This is a genomic window from Streptomyces sp. NBC_00846 (assembly GCF_045207325.1).
Classification (GTDB): domain Bacteria; phylum Actinomycetota; class Actinomycetes; order Streptomycetales; family Streptomycetaceae; genus Streptomyces.
The window spans coordinates 3,252,898-3,271,825 of sequence record NZ_CP108846.1 but is presented as its reverse complement, the minus strand read 5'-3'; the positions used below and the strand labels follow the sequence as shown (position 1 = coordinate 3,271,825).

The window sequence follows — 18,928 nt, the reverse complement described above, 5'->3', positions numbered from 1 at the left end:
ACTGCTCTCAGTTCTGCGCCGGTTCAGCGGATTCCGGAAGCCCGGCCTCTCCGTCACCGACGGCTCGGTTGAAGTCGTTGTGCACCCGGTCGTGCTCGCTGAACCGGTTGTTCGCCCAGGTGTAGGTGATCACTTCCTCGCCGGAGGGGTACGCGACCGAGTCCTTCTTCCCGTACACCTGGGCCGTGACCACCAGATCACCGCGGTCGATGGTCCCGTACACCGCGGGCTGCTCGATGGCGAACACGTTCTCGTACGAGCCGTTGCCCCGCGGGCGGTACACGTACGTGCCGACGCCCACCGAGTCGCCGCACGTCATCACGTTGACCACGACGTCGGCCGAGGAGCTGCCGGTCAGGTTGCCGTACGAGGTGTCCACCGGGTACTCGGAACCGCTGCACGGCTTCAGGTCCGTCCTGACCCGCTCGCCGACCTTGGGGTCCTGCTTGAGCAGCGCCACCGGATCGACCCGGGGCGTGGGCTTCGCCGTGGACGGTGCATGGGCGCTCGGCGTGACCCGGGCGACCGGCTGGGTGCCCGCCGGGCCCTCGTCCCGGGTGCCCGTGCCGCCGGTGGAGCAGCCGACGGCGAACAGCCCGAAGGCGGCGAGCCCGACCAGGGTCGTGGTGCCCGCCGCCCAGCCGGTCAGGAACCGGCCGCGTCCGACGGTGGCCACGGGGCCACCGTCGTCTCTTGCGCCGCAACGGTCGTCGTCGCCGGCGCTGTCATCGCTGGCTGTCAGGCCGCGCACCGCTCCCGCCCCCGTTCGTCCATCCGCCCGCCCGCCTGCTCCCGTATCCGCGCCGTTGCCCGCGCACGCACCGGAGCACCGGCGGCCGTGCCGCGGCCGGCCGCGGCACGGCCCCGCTCCTCCCGGAGCCGGGCCTCCGTGCTCGCCGTTTCGCGGCTCTCCAGCTCCTGGCGCAGCCGTGCCAGCGCGCGGTGCAGCGTGCTCTTCACCGTACCGGTCGACATGCCGAGGGCCGCCGCCGTCTCCTCCGTACTCATCTGCTCCCAGTGTCGCAGCACGACGACGCTGCGCTGTTTGGGAGCCAGTACGCCCAGCACGTCCATCAGCAGGGCGCGGTTCGCGCGCTGCTCGGTGCCGTCCTCGACGCTCGCGTCGGGCAGCTGCTCGGTGGGGACCTCGTCCAGCTTGCGGGCCCGCCACCACTCGGTCCGGGTGTTGATCATGACGCGGCGCAGATAGGCGTCGGCGAGGGACTTGTCGGCGATGCCGTCCCAGCGGCCGTACGTACGGACCAGGGCGGTCTGCAGCAGGTCCTGCGCGTCCACCGGGTCGGGGACCAGCCGGCGCGCACTGCGAAGCAGTGCGTCCTGCCGGGTGCGTACGTACTCCTCGAATTCGAGCACCTCGCCCTGCGCCATTCCAACCGCCTCCGTCCCCGTAGAACCCCGTACGCCGCCGCCGGACATCGATCCGGTCGGGCTGACGTCGCTGACGCTACGGAGCTGTTGTCACGGGGCTGTGCGGAGCAGCCATACGCCGACGCACGGCTGTCCATCGGTTGTGTAACAGCGAGGGGGAGGCGTGGCTCAGCTCATCGGCAGCCGGTACTGGCCGCCGGGCAGCGGTTCGACGAGGCCGTCGGCGACCAGTCCGTCCAGTGCCCGGGCGCGTTGCACCGGCTCGTCCCACACCGCGTCCAGGGCCGACTGCGGCACCGGTGCCACGGCCTCGCGCAGTACGGCGAGCAGCCGCCCGCGCACCTGCCGGTCCGTACCGGCGTAGGACTGGCCCCGCCGCGCGGGCCCCTGGTGGGCGGGCTTACCGGCCAGCCGCCAGGCGCACTGCCCGGCGATCGGGCACCGCGTGCAGTCCTCGTTCTTGGCGGTGCAGACGAGGGCGCCGAGCTCCATCGTCGCGGCGGCCCAGCGGGCGGCCCGTTCGTCCTCCTCGGGGAGCAGCGCGCGGGCGAGCTTGCGTTCGGCGGCGGTGGTCGCGTTCGGCGGGTACTGGATGCCGGTCGCGGCCCGGGCGAACACCCGGCGGACGTTCGTGTCCAGTACGGCATGCCGCTGCCCGTACGCGAACGAGGCCACGGCCGCCGCGGTGTACTCGCCGATTCCGGGCAGGGCGAGCAGCTGACCGTGCTCGCTCGGTACGTCGCCGCCGTGCCGTTCAGTTATGGCCTGCGCGGCCCCGTGCAGGCGGAGCGCGCGGCGCGGGTAGCCGAGCCGGCCCCAGGCGCGGACCGCCTCACCGGGCGGCTCGGCGGCCAGGTCGGCCGGGCGCGGCCAGCGGGCCATCCACTGTTCGTACACCGGAAGGACCCGGCTGACGGGGGTCTGCTGCAGCATGAACTCGCTCACCATCACGCCCCAGGCGCCCGCTTCGGGACGGCGCCAGGGCAGATCGCGGGCGTGCTGCTCGAACCACCCGATGACGGGAGTGTGGAGGGAAGCGGGGGGCGTCTGTGTCGCAGTCATGGCAGTCATCGCACCCACGATCCTGGCACGGAAGGGCAGACGAGGGCTCAGCGCACGGTGGTGTCGCTCCTCGTGAGGGCCCTTGGGGTGATAATGCCACCCGTCTGTCCCCGCGGAATCCGGCAACCGGCCCAAGGGGTCTCCCCCCGGGGCCGTCGGTGCCGTCAGCGCCGCCGCCGGGACCCTCCGTGCCGCCGCCGGGACCGGCCCGCCGTCGTACCCCGCCCCTGGCCCGGCGCCGTGCCCGGCCCCGACACCAGGGCCGCCACCGGCGCCCCGCTGTCCCGTACCGTCCGGGCGAGCGACCGTGCCGGGCGGTGCAGCACGGCGACCACCGCGGCCGACATCGCCGCACCCAGCAGCAGTCCGACCGCCACATCGTGCGGATAGTGCACCCCGACGAAGACCCGGGAGAAGGCCATCAGCAGGGCCAGCGGCACGGTGAGCCAGGCCAGCCGGGGCCGGGCGATCGCCAGGGCGACGGCTGCCGCGCCGGCGATCGCGGAATGGTTGCTGGGGAACGACCAGTCGCCCGTCGGCGGACACGGCACCAGCGAGGCCGCCGCCCCGACGACCGACCGGCACGGCCGCTCCTCGTTCACCATCGACTTGAGCACCTCGCTGACCACATAGCCGAAGGCCGTCGCGAGGGGCGCGAGCACCGCCAGGGCCAGGGCGCGCTCGTCCGCCCGGCGGGCCCGCCACCACCCGGTGATGAACAGGACGCCGAAGACCAGGAGTCCGAGCTCCGTCCATATTTCGGCCAGGTGTTGAACCCATGACGGCATGTCATGAGCGAAGTCGGTGATGTCCCGGTAGAGCGGGGCAGTAACTGAACTATCCATGTGACAGAGGGTAGTCAACGAAATCGAGTGGTCATCTTCGGCGATCCCAGCGGGCCGAACCGGCGGAAGCGCGGGGCCGGAACGGGCCGTCCCGGGATGATGATCCGCAAAACTTAGGGGCCGGGCGGCGGGTGGGGCGGGAGTCGGCGCCGATCTCTCGTACAGTTTGCGTCGTGGGATCTTTGCGTAATCCGATCGGGCCGCTTCCCTCCACCATCTACTGGCGACGGAGGGCGGTGGCGGCGACGCTGGTTGCGCTGCTCGCGGCGCTGATCGTATGGGCTGTCACCTCCGGTGGCGACAAGAAGACCACGGACGATTCCCGGTCCGGTGGATCGGATCCCGTGCACGAGATCACCCCCGGCCCCACCCCGTCGGGCCCGGCCATCAGCCAACAGCCGGGCGGGCGCGACGAGTCGGACGACACGGGCGGCGGCGACGGAGGCGGCAGCGGTACGGGTACCGGCGGCGCGGGCGGTGGCGGTACGGACACCGGCAGCGGATCGGGCACCGGAGCCGGTGGCGCGAGCGACGGCGCCGAGACGACCGGGCAGCAGGTCCCGCAGAGCTCTCCGCTTCCCAACTGCGCCGCAAGCGCACTTCAGTTGAGCCTGAGCACCGAACTCAGCTACGGCCCCGGCCAGAAGCCGAAGTTCCGCCTGGTCGCCAGGAACACCTCGTCCACCGACTGCAAGGCCGACTTCGGGCCGAAGAGCGCGGTGCTCACCATCACCGAGGCCGGTGGCGACGACAGCCAGGTGTGGTCCTCCAAGGACTGCCCGCGGAACGCGGGCAGCCTGCTGCTGAAGGTCCCGGCGGGCGCGACCGTCGTCCACACCGTGGAGTGGGACCGCCGGAAGAGCGTCCCGCAGTGCGCCACGCCGCCGTCGGGAACTGCGGGGCCGGGTACGTATCTGGTCGAGGCGAAGGTGCCGGGCGAGCCGGTGCAGCGCGCCTCCTTCGTCCTCGCGAAGGACTGAGAAGGGCCGAGACGGGCTGAGGGGCGGGCGCCCGGAAAAACACTGCGGGGCCCGGTTTCCCGGGCCCCATGCTGCGTCCCATGCCGCGCACCGCTGCGCGTGCCGCTATACGTACCGTTCGAGGATCGACGACTCGGCCAGCCGCGACAGTCCCTCGCGCACGCTACGCGCCCGCGCCTCGCCGACCCCGTCGACCGTCTGGAGGTCGTCCACGCTGGCGGCGAGGAGCTTCTGCAGGCCGCCGAAGTGCTCCACCAGCCGGTCGATGATGGCCCCGGGCAGCCGCGGCACCTTCGCCAGCAGCCGGAAGCCGCGCGGCGAGACCGCCGAATCCAGCGTCTCCGGCGAGCCGCTGTATCCCAGTGCCCTTGCCACGACCGGGAGTTCGAGCAGCTCGGTGTGGGAGAGCGCATCGAGCTCGGTCAGTGCCTCGGCGACCGTACGGGACCGCTTCGCGGTCGGCTCCGGCACGTAGTCGCGCACGACCAGCTCGCGCTCCGGCTCGACGCCCGCGATCAACTCGTCGAGCTGGAGCGAGAGAAGCCGGCCGTCGGTGCCCAACTCCACCACGTACTCCGCGATCTCGGTCGCGATCCGGCGGACCATCTCCAGACGTTGTGCGACGGCCGTCACGTCCCGGACCGTCACCAGGTCCTCGATCTCCAGCGCCGAGAGCGTGCCCGCGACCTCGTCGAGCCGGAGCTTGTACCGCTCCAGGGTGGCGAGTGCCTGATTGGCGCGGGAGAGGATCGCGGCGGACTCCTCCAGAACCCGGCGCTCCCCGTCCACGTACAGCGCGATCAGACGCATCGACTGCGAGACGGAGACGACCGGGAAGTTGCACTGCTTGGAGACCCGGTCCGCCGTGCGGTGGCGGGTGCCGGTCTCCTCGGTGGGGATGGAGGCGTCCGGGACCAGCTGCACACCGGCCCGCAGGATCTTGGTCATGTCCTTGTCGAGGATCAGTGCCCCGTCGAGCTTGGCCAGCTCCCGCAGGCGCGTCGCGGTGAACTCCACGTCCAGCACGAATCCGCCGGTGCACATCGACTCGACGGTCTTGTCCATGCCGAGCACGATCAGCCCGCCGGTGTTGCCGCGGAGAATGCGCTCCAGGCCGTCCCGCAGCGCCATTCCGGGCGCGACAGCGCTCAATGAGGCGCGCATCAGCGTCTCGTTACCGGTGCCTTGGCCGGACTTTCCGGGCGATGCTGCCCGGTCGCTGGCTGCCACTGCACTCCTCCGGTCACAGGTTTGCGGTGCCCTTACGTCATTCATACCGTTCGTACGGACGGGCGAGACCAGGGCAAAGTCTACCGGCGTGCGCTCTCCTCCTGTGGGGCCTGTGCGCGAGACCGGCGCGGGAGCACGCTCAGAGCATCGCCCATGTTGGCGACTTCTGTGACCTTCATACCGGCCGGGACCCTTCCCGGATCGGTCGGAACCAGCGCGTGCGTGAAGCCCAGGCGGTGCGCCTCGGCCAGCCTGCGCTGGACCCCCGTAACACGTCTGACCTCGCCCGCGAGGCCCACCTCGCCGATCGCCACCAGGTTCTTGGGAAGGGGTGTGTCACTGGCGGCGCTGGCCAGCGCCAGCGCGACCGCGAGGTCCGCGGCGGGCTCGGAGAGCTTCACTCCGCCGACCGTCGCGCTGTAGATGTCCCGCTTGCCGAGCGAGCTGATCCGGCCGCGCTGCTCCAGAACGGCCAGCATCATCGATACCCGGGACGTCTCCAGCCCCGAGGTGGTGCGCCGGGGTGAAGGGATCTGGGAATCGACGGTCAGCGCCTGTACCTCGGCGACGAGCGGTCGCTTGCCTTCCAAGGTGACGGTCAGGCAGGTGCCGGGCACCGGCTCGTCGCGCCGGGTGAGGAACAGCCCGGACGGGTCGGCGAGGCCGGTGATGCCCTCGTCGTGCAGCTCGAAACAGCCGACCTCGTCGGTCGCGCCGTACCTGTTCTTGACGCCGCGTACGAGCCGCAGGCGGGCATGGCGGTCGCCCTCGAACGACAGCACCACATCGACGAGATGCTCCAGCAGCCTCGGCCCGGCGATCGCCCCGTCCTTGGTGACATGGCCGACCAGGAGCGTCGACATGCCGCGCTCCTTGGAGGCCCGGATGAGGGCACCGGCGACCTCCCGGACCTGCGCCATGCCGCCGGGGGCCCCGTCGATCTCGGGCGAGGCGACGGTCTGTACGGAGTCGAGGACGAGGAGCGACGGCTTGACGGCGTCCAGATGGCCGAGGACCGCGGACAGGTCCGTCTCGGCGGCGAGATACAGATGGTCGTTGATCGCCCGGATCCGGTCGGCGCGCAGGCGCACCTGGCTCGCGGACTCCTCGGCGGTGACGTAGAGGGTGCGGTGGTCGTTGCTCGCCGCCTTGGCGGCGACGTCCAGCAGCAGTGTCGACTTCCCGACGCCCGGTTCGCCCGCGAGCAGCACGACGGCGCCCGGGACGAGCCCGCCGCCGAGCACCCGGTCCAGCTCACCGACGCCGGTGGACCGGGCGGTGGCCTGCCGGCTGTCGACCTGGCCGATGGGGAGCGCGGCGGTGCTGACCCGGCCGGCCGCGGTGGTCCGCACGGCGGGGGCGCCGCCGAACTCCTCGACCGTCCCCCATGCCTGGCATTCGGGGCAGCGGCCGAGCCACTTGGCGGTCGTCCAGCCGCATTCGGTGCAGCGGTAGGACGGCCGGTCCTTCGCGGATTTCGTACGGGCAGCCATGGCGCAACCGTATAGGTGGGGTCGGACAACGACGTCGGGCACGGTCCGCGGGCGGCGCCCGGTACGGCAGTGGCGGGTCACTTTGCTCGGTTTCAGGGATTTCGGCTCCCTGAAACCGGGATTCCTGTCCCCTTTCGAGCGACACGTTCACCCGTAAGGATTAAATGTGCTGAAGGGGCGCTAAAGGCATGCTCTGTGCTGCCTACGGTCGCCAGGTGACGAGCAGCAGACTGGAGCCCCCAACGCACACCACCGGCGCACACCGGGCGCGACGCCGTGCGCCCCACTCCTCGACGCACCCGCCGCGGCGGCCTCCCGCACGTTACGAGCCGCATCTCGACGGCCTGTTCACCTACTGCCTCTCCGTGCTCTGCGACCACGATGCCGCCACCGAGGCGCTCGGCGGTGTGCTGGCGATCGCGGAACGGCAGGGCGGCCGGTGCCCGGCAGGTGAGGAGGAACGTAAATCCTGGCTGTACGCGCTGGCCCGATGGATGTGTCTGCGCAAGCTCGCCGAACAGAAGCAGGGCCGTCGGGCGCACCGCCACAAGGTCGGGAAGCCCTCGGGAAGACTGCAGCCCGAGCCGGAGACGGGGCGGGAGGCGAACCGGGCGGCCGGCGGGCCCCGGGGCAAGCAGCCGAGCGGGACGGCCGCCCAGGGGGCGCGTGCGGGACGCCGTACGCCCCCCACCGCCATCGGGAAGGGCGCTGCCGCACCCTCCCCGCCCGGCGGCGCCCCGGCGGGCCACGCCCCCGCCCCGGAATCCGAGGCCGCCGCCGAGGCGCACCGCCGCGAACTCGCCCAGCTGGCCTGGCCGGAGGCCGCAGGCACTACCCCCGAACAGCGCGAAGCGCTCGAACTCGCCGTGCGCCACAGCCTCGCCCCGCGCGCCGTCGCCTCCGTCCTGGGCCTCGAACCGGCAACCGCCCGGGAGCTCCTGGCCGCCGCGGCCTGCGAGGTGGAACGCACCCGCGCCGCCCTCGCCGTCGTCGAGACCGGCAACTGCCCCACCATCGCCCGCCTCACCGGCGACCACCGTGTCCTGCTCTCGGCCACCCTGCGCCGCGAACTCGTCCGCCATGTCGACGACTGCCCCCGCTGCCGCCGGGCCGCCGAGCGAGCCGGTGCCGAGGGGCCCTGGCCGGGCGCGGCCGTCACCCCGGCCGCCGCGCTGCCGGTCGTCGAGGCGCCGCGGCCGTCCGCGTACGTCGCGATGGTGCACGCCCAGCGGAACCGGTCCGGCGGCCCGCGCTTCGACCGGGCGGGCTTCCCCATGGACCCGAAGGACCACGCCGCGCGCCGGGACCGGCTGCGGGCCAGGGTCGTGACGACGACGGTGGTGGCGACGGTCGTCGCGGCCCCGGTGATCGCGCTGTGGACCGCCTACCGTGGCGCGCCGCTGACGGGCGAGGGCCACGAGGGCTCCTCGGTCACCGCGACCGAGGCGGACGCCCGCCAGGACCTCGACGGCACCTCGGGCGGCTATTACGAGAACGCGGGCAACGCCCGTCCCGGCCCCGGCGGCCCCTTCGAGGACGGCCGCGGTCCGGACGTCTCGGCCGAGGTGATCAGCTCGGGTCCGGCGCGGGGCGGCCTCGGCGGTCTCACCGTCGAGGCCCGCTCGTCCGGCGGCACGACACTGATCCGGCTGACCGCCTCGGGCGGCGCCCCGGTCGCGTGGTCGGCCCGCGCGGACGCGTCCTGGCTGCGCCTGAGCAGCTCCTCGGGGACGCTCGCCGCGGGCGAGAGCGTCACGATCCGCGTCCACGTGGACCACCTGCGGGAACCCGCCGGTCCCTGGAGCGCGCGCATCGCCCTCGCCCCATCCGGTTCGGTCGTGGCGATCCGGGGGCGGGGACACGACGCGACGACACCGACCCCCGGCGGCCCGGGACAACCGGGGACGCCCGCCCCGCCCGACTCCTCGGGCCCGTCCGTACCGTCGGATCCGCCGCCGTCCTCGCCGGATCCCACGCACCCGACCGACCCGACCCCCGACCCGACGGGCTCCCCGGATCCCACACCGTCACCGACCGATCCGACACCGTCCCCGGACCCGTCCGGACCATCGGTCCCCACCGGCCCGGGGACGGGTACGGGCACCACGACCCCGGCAGGCTGAAACGGGCCGAACGGCGGGAAGGCGCCCCGGCGCGGCCCGCCCGGTCACACCCCGGCGGTCACGCCGGATCCGCCGGGTGCGGTGCCATCGGCAGCAGCGAGGACAAGCGCTCCTCGCACAGTTCGACCAGCCGGTCGTAGCCCTCCTTGCCCATCAGCTCGATGAGCTCCGGCCGGTACGAGACGTACACCGGCTCCCCGGCCCCGTGCGCGGACGTCGCCGAGGTGCACCACCAGTGCAGATCGTGACCGCCCGGACCCCAGCCCCTGCGGTCGTACTCGCCGATCGAGACCTGGAGCACGCGCGTGTCGTCGGGCCGGTCGATCCAGTCGTACGTGCGCCGGATCGGCAGCTGCCAGCAGACGTCCGGCTTGGTCTCCAGGGGCTCCTTGCCCTCCCGCAGCGCCAGGATGTGCAGCGAACAGCCCGCGCCCGCCGCGAACCCGGGACGGTTCTGGAAGATGCACGAACCCTTCCAGCGCCGCGTCTGGCGTTCCCCGTCGTCGTCGACCTCGACCCAGCCCGTCTCCGTACCGACGTCGTGGAACTGCCACAGCTCGGGGGTCAGCCGCTCGACGTGGCCCGCCACCCGCTTCTCGTCGTCCTCGTCCGAGAAATGCGCGCCCAGCGTGCAGCACCCGTCGTCCGCGCGGCCCGCCTGGATGCCCTGGCAACCGCTGCCGAAGATGCAGGTCCACCTGGAGGTCAGCCAGGTCAGGTCGCAGCGGAAGATCTGCTCGTCGTCCGCGGGGTCGGGGAACTCGACCCAGGCGCGGGCGAAATCGATACCTGTTTCGTCTTCGGACCGGTTCGGTCCGTTCGCTTCCTGTTGCTGCATCTCCTGCTTCGTTCTCTGTTTCTTCGTGTTTTTGCCCGGCTTCGCCTTTTTCGTCTTTGGCACGCGCCAAGGGTAAGTCCGCCGCCCCGGTAGCGTTCCTGGTATGAGACTCGGAGTCCTCGACGTGGGTTCGAACACGGTGCATCTGCTGGTGGTGGACGCGCACCCCGGTGCGCGTCCGCTGCCCGCGCACTCGCACAAGGCGGAGCTGCGCCTGGCCGAACTCCTCGACGAGGACGGGGCGATCGGCCCCCACGGTGTGGACCGGCTCGTGGCAACGCTCACCGACGCGCTCCAGGCCGCCGAGGACAAGGGGTGCGAGGATGTGCTGCCCTTCGCCACGTCCGCGGTACGGGAGGCGAGCAACGCCGACCAGGTGCTGGCCCGGGTGCTGGACGAGACGGGCATCGACCTCGCCGTCCTCAGCGGCGCGGAGGAGGCCCGGCTCACCTTCCTCGCCGCCCGCCGCTGGTTCGGCTGGTCGGCGGGGCGGCTGCTGGTCCTGGACATCGGGGGCGGCTCGCTGGAGATGGCGTACGGCATGGACGAGGAGCCGGACGCCGCGGTGTCGCTGCCACTCGGGGCCGGCCGGCTGACCGCCGGGTGGCTGCCGGGCGATCCGCCGGACCCGGCGGACGTGCGGGCGCTGCGCCGTCATGTACGGGCCCGGATCGCCCGGAGTGTCGGCGAGTTCACCCGCCTCGGGCGCCCGGACCACGTCGTCGGCACCTCCAAGACGTTCAAGCAGCTCGCCAGGATCGCGGGCGCCGCACGCTCCACCGACGGCCTGTACGTGCAGCGCGCCCTCACCCGCAAGGCGCTGGAGGAGTGGGTGCCGAAGCTGGCGGCGATGACGACCGAGAAGCGGGGCGCTCTGCCCGGGGTCTCCGAGGGCCGGGCCGCGCAGCTGCTGGCCGGGGCGCTGGTCGCCGAGGGCGCCATGGATCTATTCGGGGTCGACGAGCTGGAGATCTGCCCCTGGGCGCTGCGCGAGGGCGTCATCCTGCGCCGCCTGGACCACCTGCCGACGGAGCCCACGGAGCCGACGGAGCGGGCCGCGCTCCACTGAGCGCCGCGCGCAGGCTCCACGCCGCCCCGCGCAGGTGACCGGAAGCCGGCCATGGCCCTTCTCACTTTCCGCCCGGCTCCCTCGGCGGGGCGTACCACTGCCCGTAGGCTGTCCCAGTGGCAGAACCAGTGGTGCGCATCCCGGATGCGAAGGTCGCCCTGTCGACGGCTTCCGTCTACCCGGAGTCGACGTCGACGGCCTTCGAGATCGCCGCGCGTCTTGGCTACGACGGTGTCGAGATCATGGTGTGGACCGACCCCGTCAGCCAGGACATCGAGGCCCTGCGACGGCTTTCGGACTACCACCAGGTGCCGATCCTCGCCGTCCACGCGCCCTGTCTGCTGATCACCCAGCGCGTCTGGTCCACCGATCCGTGGGTGAAGCTCCAGCGGGCCCGTGCCGCCGCGGAGAAGCTCGGGGCGACGACCGTCGTCGTCCACCCGCCGTTCCGTTGGCAACGCAACTACGCGCGCGACTTCGTCACCGGGATCTGGCGCATGGCCGACGAGACCGACGTGCGCTTCGCCGTCGAGAACATGTACCCGTGGCGCTACCGGGACCGCGAGATGCTCGCGTACGCCCCCGACTGGGACGTCACCAACGACGACTACCGGCACTTCACCGTGGACCTCTCGCACACCGCGACGGCCCGCACCGACGGCATGGCGATGGTGGACCGGATGGGCGACCGGCTCGCCCACATCCACCTCGCCGACGGCAAGGGCTCCAACAAGGACGAACACCTGGTGCCCGGCCGCGGTGACCAGCCCTGCGCCGAACTCCTGGAACACCTGGCCCGTACCGGCTTCGACGGCCATGTCGTCATCGAGGTCAACACCCGCCGCGCCATGTCCACCGCCGAACGCGAGGCCGACCTGGCGGAGGCGCTGGCCTTCACCCGGCTTCACCTGGCGTCGTCCTCGGCAGAGGCGCCGCGCCGGTGACCGGCGGCCACACCGACGACGAGGGCCCCGCGCACCCGGCCCCCAAGCGCCGCGGTCGCCCCTCCCGCACGTCCCGGACCACCGGCCCCGACGCCCGCACCCGCATCCTGGAGGCGGCCCGCACCGAGTTCGCGGAGCGCGGCTACGACAAGACGTCGATCAGGGGCATCGCCAAGGCGGCAGGCGTCGACTCCGCGCTCGTCCACCACTACTTCGGTACGAAGGACGAGGTCTTCGCGGCCGCCATCGAGCTCTCCTTCGAGCCGGCCCTGGTGCTTCCGGCCGTCCTCGGCAGCGGCGCGGACGGCATGGGGGAGCGGCTGGCCCGCTCCTTCATCTCCGTATGGGAGAACCCGGTGTCCAGGGCCCCCCTGCTGGCGATCATGCGGTCCGCGCTGACGCACGAGGCGGCGGCGAAGGTCCTCCGCGGCTTCGTCCTGCGCCGCCTCCTGGATCGCGTGGCCGAGACGCTGGACGTACCGGACGCGACATTCCGCGCGGAACTGGCCGCCTCGCACATGCTCGGGATCGCGATGCTGCGCTACGTCGTCCGGGCGGAACCACTGGCCTCGGCGGACCCGGAGCAGATCATCGAGATGGTGGCACCGACGCTGCAGCGCTACCTGACGGAAGCGGAGTAACCCGGCGGCGGACCCTCCGCACCGCACTCCCGGCCCGCGCTCCCACCCCGCCCACCCACCGAGCACCTCATCCCGCATGCCGGACACCGTGTCCAGATCTTGGAGTCGGAGGCGTACGCTCGGAAACAGTCATTTCATGTCGAAGGAGCGAGAGACGATGCCCCAGCTGAGGTCCCGCACTGTCACCCACGGCCGCAACATGGCGGGCGCTCGCGCCCTTATGCGGGCCTCGGGCGTAGCGAGCGAGGACATCGGCAAGCCGATCATCGCGGTCGCCAACTCCTTCACCGAGTTCGTCCCCGGCCACACCCACCTGGCGCCGGTCGGCCGGATCGTCTCCGACGCGATCAAGGCCGCGGGTGCGGTGCCGCGCGAGTTCAACACGATCGCCGTCGACGACGGCATCGCGATGGGCCACGCCGGGATGCTGTACAGCCTCCCCTCCCGCGACCTCATCGCCGACTCCGTCGAGTACATGGTCGAGGCGCACTGCGCGGACGCGCTGATCTGCATCTCCAACTGCGACAAGATCACGCCCGGCATGCTGATGGCCGCGATGCGCCTCAACATCCCGACGGTCTTCGTCTCCGGCGGCCCGATGGAGGCCGGCAAGGCCACCCTCGTCGACGGCACGGTCCGCAAGCTCGACCTGATCAACGCGATCAGCGACGCCGTCAACGAGAACATCTCCGACGAGGACATCCTCCGCATCGAGGAGAATGCCTGCCCCACCTGCGGCAGCTGTTCCGGCATGTTCACCGCCAACTCGATGAACTGTCTGACCGAGGTCCTCGGCCTCTCCCTCCCCGGTAACGGCTCCGTCCTCGCCACGCACACCGCCCGCAAGGCGCTGTACGAGGAGGCCGGCCGTACGGTCGTCGAGATCACCAGGCGCTACTACGAGCAGGACGACGCGACGGTCCTGCCCCGCTCCATCGGCACCCGCGCCGCGTTCGACAACGCCATGGCGCTCGACATCGCCATGGGCGGCTCGACCAACACGATCCTGCACCTGCTCGCGGCGGCGCAGGAGGCCGAGCTCCCCTACGACCTCGACGACATCAACGAGGTCTCGCGCCGCGTCCCCTGCCTGTCGAAGGTCGCGCCCAACGTGGCCCCCGGCGGCACGTACTACATGGAGGACGTCCACCGGGCCGGCGGCATCCCCGCCATCCTCGGTGAGCTCCACCGCGGCGGCCTGCTCAACGAGGACGTGCACTCGGTGCACTCCGCCACCCTCGCCGAGTGGCTGAAGAACTGGGATGTCCGCGGCGGCTCTCCGTCCCCCGAAGCCGTCGAGCTGTGGCACGCGGCCCCCGGCTGTGTCCGTTCCGCGACCGCCTTCTCGCAGTCCGAGCGCTGGGAGACCCTCGACCTGGACGCGGCCGGCGGCTGCATCCGCGACTTGGCGCACGCGTACTCCAAGGACGGCGGCCTCGCGGTCCTCAAGGGGAACCTCGCCGTGGACGGCTGCGTCGTGAAGACGGCGGGCGTCGACGAGTCGATCTGGACCTTCGAGGGCCCGGCGGTCGTCTGCGAGTCGCAGGAGGACGCCGTCGACAAGATCCTCCGCAAGGAGATCAAGGAGGGCGACGTCGTCGTCATCCGTTACGAGGGCCCGCGCGGCGGCCCCGGCATGCAGGAGATGCTCTACCCCACGTCCTTCCTCAAGGGCCGCGGCCTCGGCAAGAGCTGCGCCCTGGTGACCGACGGCCGCTTCTCCGGCGGTACGTCGGGACTGTCCATCGGCCACGCGTCGCCGGAGGCCGCGTCCGGCGGCACGATCGCGCTCGTCGAGGACGGCGACCGGATCAGGATCGACATCCCGAACCGTTCGATCGAGCTCCTCGTCCCCGAGGCCGAGCTGACCACCCGCCGCGAGGCGCTGAACGGCGTCTACGCACCGAAGAGCCGCGACCGCAAGGTCAGCGCGGCGCTGCGCGCGTACGCCGCGATGGCGACGAGCGCGGACCGGGGCGCGGTGCGGGACGTGTCCAAGCTCGGCTGAACCGGACCCGGCAACGAAGACGGACCCCGCTCTCACCAGTGAGCGGGGTCCTGTCCGTCCACGGCGAACACGGACCCGTCGGGCGCGGTCCCGAAGACGGCCCGGCCGGCGGCGACGGGGGCGGGCAGCGTCGAGGCGTACGTGAGCTTCCCGTCCCGGAGCCGGGGACCCGTCTGCCCCAGCAGCGTTCCGCGCTCCGTGTCCACGGCGAGCAGCCGCCCGTCCGCCGCCGAGAAGTACAGTCGGTGTCCACCGGCGAGGACAGGCGCCGACGTCCGCCCGGCAGCGGTCTCCAGCTGCCAGAGAACGGCTTCGCCGCCGGCCGGACGCGTGTCGACGGCCACCAGGGTCCCGCCGTGCGCCAGCAGATAGACGGTGTCCCCGCCCACCACGACCTCCGGTTCGTTCATCCGGAACGGCAGCGCCACCCGGGCGACGCGCCCCCGCTCCGGGTCGTAGCGGACGAGCCCGATGGTCTGGGTGTCCCCGTTCATGGACGTCAGGACGAGTGCGCCGTCCGAGGTCCCCACCGGGGTGAGCATGCCGTCCAGCCGCCGCTGCCAGGCCACGTGCCCGGCCCGCGCGTCGACGGCCGTGACCAACGTGGTGGACCCGTGGGCGGAGTGCTCGAACGCGTAGGCCAGCCCCGATGCGTCGTCGTACAGCGCGAAGTCCGGGCGCCGGTGCCCGGCGAGCGGATGCCGCCAGCGGGACACGCCGGTCGCCGGGTCGAGGGCCTCGGTCGTGCCGTCCTCGGCGACCAGCAGCAGCGTGTCGCCCGCGGCGAAGGGGGCGCCGAGGTACGGGGAGAGATCCACCTGCCAGACCTGCGCGCCCTCGGTGGGGTCGTACGCCCGGAGCTTCCCGCCCGGTACCGCCGTGTGTACCAGATCTCCGGAGACCGACACGACGCCGGCCGACGGGGCGTTCGCGGCGACGCCATGGGACCACAGCACCCGGCCGTCCGCGGGGTCCAGCCGGGCGGCGCCGATACCGGCAGCGGTGCAGTACAGCGCCATGGACCGGCCGGCCGCCTTCTTGCCGGTGCCGTCCATACCGTCCTTGCCGTCATCGCCGTCATCGCCGTCATCGCCGACGGCGCCGCGGCTCGCCGCGGAGCAGACCGGCGTCGAGTTACCCGAGGCCAGAAGCGGCGTCTGCCACGGCGCGACCGCTTCCGCCGAGCCCTTCGCCCCACCCGACCCACCGGAGCCACCCGACTCACCCGGGCCACCCGAGTTGCCCATGACACCGGCCGCCCACACCCCACCGGCACCTATGACGAGCAGCGCCGCCCCGGCTGCCAGCCACCGCCGCTTGCCGCCGTGGTTGGCGGTCACCTTCCTGCCCCGCGCAGCCGCGCCCACGCCCGCATGCGTGTCCGCGTCCGCCAGCGCCACGATCCCCGGGTCAGGGTCCGCCGTGGCACCGGACCCGGCCGCGATGGTGCCCGGCCTGCGCTGCGACGGTATGAACGCTGCGGCGTCGTACGAAGGAGGGCGCAGCGCCGCCATGATGTCGTCCGGAGTGGGCCGCTCAGCGGGGTCCTTCGCCAGGCACTGCCCGATCAGCGGCGCCAGCTCCGTGGGCACGGCCGTCAGGTCCGCCTCGTCGTGCACCACCTGGTAGGCCACGATGTACGGGCTGTCGGAGTCGAAGGGCCCCCGGCCGGTCGCCGCGTGGACGAGCACGGCGCCCAGGGCGAACACATCCGCGGCGGGCCCGACCTCGCGCGGCCGCTGGAACTGCTCGGGCGCCATGTACGGCGGCGAGCCGATCAGCTTGCCCGTCTCGGTGCGCAGATCGCTGTCGTACGGCCGGGAGATCCCGAAGTCTATGACCTTGGGCCCGGAGTCGGAGAGCAGCACGTTGCTCGGCTTGAGGTCGCGGTGGATGACCCCGGCCCGATGGATGTCACGCAGCGCCTCGGCAAGTCCGGCCGTCAGCCTGCGGAGTTCGGCGGGAGTCATCGGCCCATTCCGCTTCACCTGGTCGGAGAGCGTGGGGCCGGGCACGTAAAGGGTGGCCATCCACGGCCGTACGGCATCGGGGTCGGCATCGACGACCGGCGCCGTGAAGGCCCCGCTGACCCGCCTCGCGGCCCCGACCTCCTGCCGGAAACGGGCTCTGAACTCGGGGTCCTGGGAGTAGCGCCGATGCACCACCTTGACGGCCAGCTGCAGCCCCGAGGTGGAGCGCGCCAGGTGTACGACGCCCATGCCGCCCGCGCCGAGACATGCCTCAAGGCGGTAATGACCGGCGTATTCCGGATGCTCCGCTTCCGGATTGGCTCCGGTACCTCGCAGCGGCGGCATCGCCCACCCCCGTGTGTTTCGTCGCCAAGCGCGACGCACGGAGCCTAGTCGATGGTGCGTGCGATACGGGCGGGGCTTGTAGCCTGCGCGTCGTACACACCGTCTCTCAACGGGGGAGGGCCTCATGGCCTCGGAAGAGCACATCGACAGCACCGCCGACGCGTCCGAGGGCGTGACCACGCTCGCCGGCACCGCCGACGTCACCAGGTACCCCATCGCGCCCGGCTACCGCGTCAACGTTCGCACGGGACCGGGCACCCAGTACGGCATCGTCAGGACACTGCCGTACGGAGTGAAGGTCGCGGTCTACTGCCAGAAGCCGGGGGAGCGGGTCACCGGCCCGTACGGCACCTCGAACATCTGGGACAACATCGCCAACGGCCAGTTCGTGTCGGACGCCTACGTCCACACGGGCAGCGATGGATACATCGCCCCGCGCTGCGACTGACCGGCACGGCGAGGGCCGCGACCGGGGGACCGCACCCGGGACCGCGGCCCGCCCGGGGATAATCGACCTCGTGAGCGAGAACAGCGAAGCCCCCGGCACCGGCGACAGGTCCGGCAGCGACACGCCCGGCTCCACCGCGGCCGGCCCGCAGCCCGAGCCCCTGCTCTTCTTCGGTACGACCTGGGTCGACCACGACGGGGGCTACGGGCTGCGACGCACCGGGGCCGCGGTCGGCTCCCTCGCCGCCGCGGCCGCCGCCTGCTTCGTACTCCGCTTCGCCTTCCAGGGGCTGGAGATCGCCGACGTCGGCAACCTCGTCGGCATCCTGGTCGTCCTGATGTTCGCCATCTGCAGCGCCGTCGCCTTCCGCAGGACCTGGGAAGGATTCAGCAGCCGCCCGGCCGATCCGGCGCGCGAGGCGAACCTGCGTGGCCTCAAGACGATCGGCTTCGTCGGCTCGCTGCTCGCGTACTTCCTCCGTACGTTCAAGGAGGCACCGGGCGAACAGCTGCGCCGCACGGAGTACGAGGAGGCACTCGCCCGCTACACGAAGCGCCGCTCGGCCCGCACCGGCAACCCGGCCGCCCGCAAGACCACCAAGGGCAAGCGTCCCAAGCGCAAGTAGCACCCCACGCGCACCGGGGGTCCCCGCAGGTCTGGGCATCGGCCCGCCGCGCGGGGGGCACGATGGCCCCATGCCTCCCTCCGATCCCACACCGGCTCCGCCCCGCGCCCTCTCCTTCGACCGCGCGGCCGCCCAGTACGCCGCGGCCCGCCCCGGCTACCCGCCCGCCCTCTTCGACACCGTCGAGAACCTGTCCGGCCGTCCCCTGCGCGGCGCCTGCACCATCGACGTCGGCGCGGGCACGGGCATCGCCACCCGGCTCCTCCACGAGAGGGGCGCCCGGGTCACCGCGGTCGAACCGGGCCCCGGCATGGCGGAAGAGCTGCACCGGGCACTCCCGTACGTACCGGTCGTGCGCGGCGACGGAAACCGCCTCCCCCTCGCCACCGCATCGGCCGACCTGATCACGTACGCCCAGTCCTGGCACTGGACCGACCGGAGCCGCGCCGCCTCCGAGGCCCTGCGCGTCCTGCGACCCGGCGGCGCACTCGCCCTCTGGTGGAACGTCTCCGACCACTCCGTCCCCTGGATCGCCGAGCAGGACGCCCGGCTGCGCCGCTTCTTCGGCGCAGGCGAGAGTGCCCACGGCTCGTCCGCGCCCCTCCGCGACCTGCCGTCCGAGTTCGACTTCGTACACCGCACGGTGCCCTGGACCCGACGGGTGTCCCTGGACACCCACCTCGCCAACCTCGGCAGCCATTCCGCCTTCCTCGTCCTCGGTGAGGAACCCGCACGCCGGTTCCTCACCGAGGAGCGCGACCAGCTGGCAGAGCTCTTCCCGGACGGCACGGTCGAGGAGAGTTACGTGGTCGACCTGAGCGTGGCGATCCGTCCGTAGCCGACCCCACCCCCGCCCCCGCCACCCGCACCCCAGCCCCACCATCACCAGCCCCCTTGACGAAGGGACACGCCAGGATC

Annotated in this window: 17 protein-coding genes; 9 read left to right on the top strand and 8 right to left on the bottom strand. The window is 72.3% G+C overall.

Annotated elements, in window-relative coordinates; all coding sequences use genetic code 11:
• Positions 1 to 7: 7 nt before the first annotated feature.
• From OG936_RS15080 to OG936_RS15065, 4 genes are all read right to left on the bottom strand, one after another.
• Positions 8 to 751 (bottom strand): hypothetical protein, encoded by a 744-nt coding sequence (locus OG936_RS15080; RefSeq protein ID WP_406495253.1) that lies wholly within the window; start codon positions 749 to 751, stop codon positions 8 to 10.
• Positions 739 to 1,389: a SigE family RNA polymerase sigma factor gene (locus OG936_RS15075; RefSeq protein WP_406495251.1), complete on the bottom strand. Its 651-nt coding sequence runs from the start codon at positions 1,387 to 1,389 to the stop codon at positions 739 to 741. Before OG936_RS15075 ends, OG936_RS15080 begins: the two co-directional genes overlap by 13 nt.
• 168 nt (positions 1,390 to 1,557) lie before the next feature.
• Positions 1,558 to 2,460 (bottom strand): A/G-specific adenine glycosylase, encoded by a 903-nt coding sequence (locus OG936_RS15070; protein ID WP_383757097.1) that lies wholly within the window; start codon positions 2,458 to 2,460, stop codon positions 1,558 to 1,560.
• A gap of 155 nt (positions 2,461 to 2,615) precedes the next feature.
• A complete protein-coding gene (locus OG936_RS15065) occupies positions 2,616 to 3,296 on the bottom strand; it encodes a phosphatase PAP2 family protein (protein WP_406495249.1) in 681 nt (226 codons plus the stop codon).
• A gap of 173 nt (positions 3,297 to 3,469) precedes the next feature.
• On the opposite strand from OG936_RS15065, the gene OG936_RS15060 reads away from it, so the two are divergent.
• Entirely contained in the window at positions 3,470 to 4,276 is an 807-nt protein-coding gene (locus tag OG936_RS15060; protein ID WP_406495247.1) for a hypothetical protein, read from the top strand.
• Positions 4,277 to 4,381: 105 nt separating this feature from the next.
• Here the strand turns inward: OG936_RS15060 and disA are convergent, their stop codons facing one another.
• Together disA and radA are read right to left on the bottom strand one after the other, a co-directional pair.
• Positions 4,382 to 5,506, bottom strand: coding sequence for a DNA integrity scanning diadenylate cyclase DisA (gene disA / locus OG936_RS15055; protein ID WP_266746940.1), 1,125 nt, complete (start codon positions 5,504 to 5,506; stop codon positions 4,382 to 4,384).
• An 80-nt stretch (positions 5,507 to 5,586) separates the two neighbouring features.
• Complete coding sequence (gene radA / locus OG936_RS15050) at positions 5,587 to 6,999, bottom strand: DNA repair protein RadA (RefSeq protein WP_406495244.1); 1,413 nt, start codon at positions 6,997 to 6,999, stop codon at positions 5,587 to 5,589.
• Positions 7,000 to 7,214: 215 nt separating this feature from the next.
• Between radA and OG936_RS15045 the strand changes: the two genes are divergently transcribed.
• Positions 7,215 to 9,122 carry a BACON domain-containing protein gene (locus tag OG936_RS15045; RefSeq protein WP_406495242.1) on the top strand — a complete coding sequence of 636 codons (1,908 nt, stop codon included), beginning with the start codon at positions 7,215 to 7,217 and terminating at the stop codon, positions 9,120 to 9,122.
• A 58-nt stretch (positions 9,123 to 9,180) separates the two neighbouring features.
• On the opposite strand, the gene OG936_RS15040 is transcribed toward OG936_RS15045, so the two are convergent.
• Positions 9,181 to 10,023 carry a hypothetical protein gene (locus OG936_RS15040; protein WP_384455839.1) on the bottom strand — a complete coding sequence of 281 codons (843 nt, stop codon included), beginning with the start codon at positions 10,021 to 10,023 and terminating at the stop codon, positions 9,181 to 9,183.
• Between the two features lie 40 nt (positions 10,024 to 10,063).
• Between OG936_RS15040 and OG936_RS15035 the strand changes: the two genes are divergently transcribed.
• The 4 genes from OG936_RS15035 (at position 10,064) to ilvD (ending at position 14,622) form a co-directional block, all read left to right on the top strand.
• The gene (locus OG936_RS15035) at positions 10,064 to 11,029 is read left to right on the top strand and encodes a Ppx/GppA family phosphatase (RefSeq protein ID WP_406495240.1); all 966 of its coding nucleotides are present in this window, start codon (positions 10,064 to 10,066) and stop codon (positions 11,027 to 11,029) included.
• 116 nt (positions 11,030 to 11,145) lie between these two features.
• Complete coding sequence (locus OG936_RS15030) at positions 11,146 to 11,973, top strand: sugar phosphate isomerase/epimerase family protein (RefSeq protein ID WP_383757083.1); 828 nt, start codon at positions 11,146 to 11,148, stop codon at positions 11,971 to 11,973.
• Complete coding sequence (locus OG936_RS15025; protein ID WP_406495237.1) at positions 11,970 to 12,614, top strand: TetR family transcriptional regulator; 645 nt, start codon at positions 11,970 to 11,972, stop codon at positions 12,612 to 12,614. The genes OG936_RS15030 and OG936_RS15025 overlap by 4 nt, the downstream gene beginning before the upstream one ends.
• Before the next feature lie 157 nt (positions 12,615 to 12,771).
• A complete protein-coding gene (ilvD, locus tag OG936_RS15020; protein WP_406495235.1) occupies positions 12,772 to 14,622 on the top strand; it encodes a dihydroxy-acid dehydratase in 1,851 nt (616 codons plus the stop codon).
• A gap of 32 nt (positions 14,623 to 14,654) precedes the next feature.
• Here ilvD and OG936_RS15015 read toward each other — a convergent pair whose 3' ends face one another.
• Positions 14,655 to 16,937 (bottom strand): serine/threonine-protein kinase, encoded by a 2,283-nt coding sequence (locus OG936_RS15015; RefSeq protein ID WP_406495233.1) that lies wholly within the window; start codon positions 16,935 to 16,937, stop codon positions 14,655 to 14,657.
• A 124-nt stretch (positions 16,938 to 17,061) separates the two neighbouring features.
• On the opposite strand from OG936_RS15015, the gene OG936_RS15010 reads away from it, so the two are divergent.
• The 3 genes from OG936_RS15010 to OG936_RS15000 all read left to right on the top strand — a co-directional run bounded on the left by OG936_RS15010 (position 17,062) and on the right by OG936_RS15000 (position 18,848).
• Complete coding sequence (locus OG936_RS15010) at positions 17,062 to 17,385, top strand: SH3 domain-containing protein (protein WP_383757076.1); 324 nt, start codon at positions 17,062 to 17,064, stop codon at positions 17,383 to 17,385.
• A 70-nt stretch (positions 17,386 to 17,455) separates the two neighbouring features.
• Positions 17,456 to 18,010, top strand: a complete 555-nt coding sequence (locus OG936_RS15005) for a hypothetical protein (protein WP_406495231.1) — start codon at positions 17,456 to 17,458, stop codon at positions 18,008 to 18,010.
• 70 nt (positions 18,011 to 18,080) lie between these two features.
• Entirely contained in the window at positions 18,081 to 18,848 is a 768-nt protein-coding gene (locus tag OG936_RS15000) for a class I SAM-dependent methyltransferase (protein WP_406495229.1), read from the top strand.
• Positions 18,849 to 18,928: the final 80 nt, after the last annotated feature.

Excerpts from the sequence above, each read along its gene's own strand:
- OG936_RS15075 (WP_406495251.1), bottom strand. The coding sequence starts at position 1,389 with ATGGCGCAGGGCGAGGTGCTCGAATTCGAGGAGTACGTACGCACCCGG.
- ilvD (WP_406495235.1), top strand. The coding sequence starts at position 12,772 with ATGCCCCAGCTGAGGTCCCGCACTGTCACCCACGGCCGCAACATGGCG.
- OG936_RS15010 (WP_383757076.1), top strand. The coding sequence starts at position 17,062 with ATGGCCTCGGAAGAGCACATCGACAGCACCGCCGACGCGTCCGAGGGC.
- OG936_RS15070 (WP_383757097.1), bottom strand. The coding sequence starts at position 2,460 with ATGACTGCCATGACTGCGACACAGACGCCCCCCGCTTCCCTCCACACT.
- OG936_RS15065 (WP_406495249.1), bottom strand. The coding sequence starts at position 3,296 with ATGGATAGTTCAGTTACTGCCCCGCTCTACCGGGACATCACCGACTTC.
- OG936_RS15015 (WP_406495233.1), bottom strand. The coding sequence starts at position 16,937 with ATGCCGCCGCTGCGAGGTACCGGAGCCAATCCGGAAGCGGAGCATCCG.
- OG936_RS15000 (WP_406495229.1), top strand. The coding sequence starts at position 18,081 with ATGCCTCCCTCCGATCCCACACCGGCTCCGCCCCGCGCCCTCTCCTTC.
- OG936_RS15035 (WP_406495240.1), top strand. The coding sequence starts at position 10,064 with ATGAGACTCGGAGTCCTCGACGTGGGTTCGAACACGGTGCATCTGCTG.
- radA (WP_406495244.1), bottom strand. The coding sequence starts at position 6,999 with ATGGCTGCCCGTACGAAATCCGCGAAGGACCGGCCGTCCTACCGCTGC.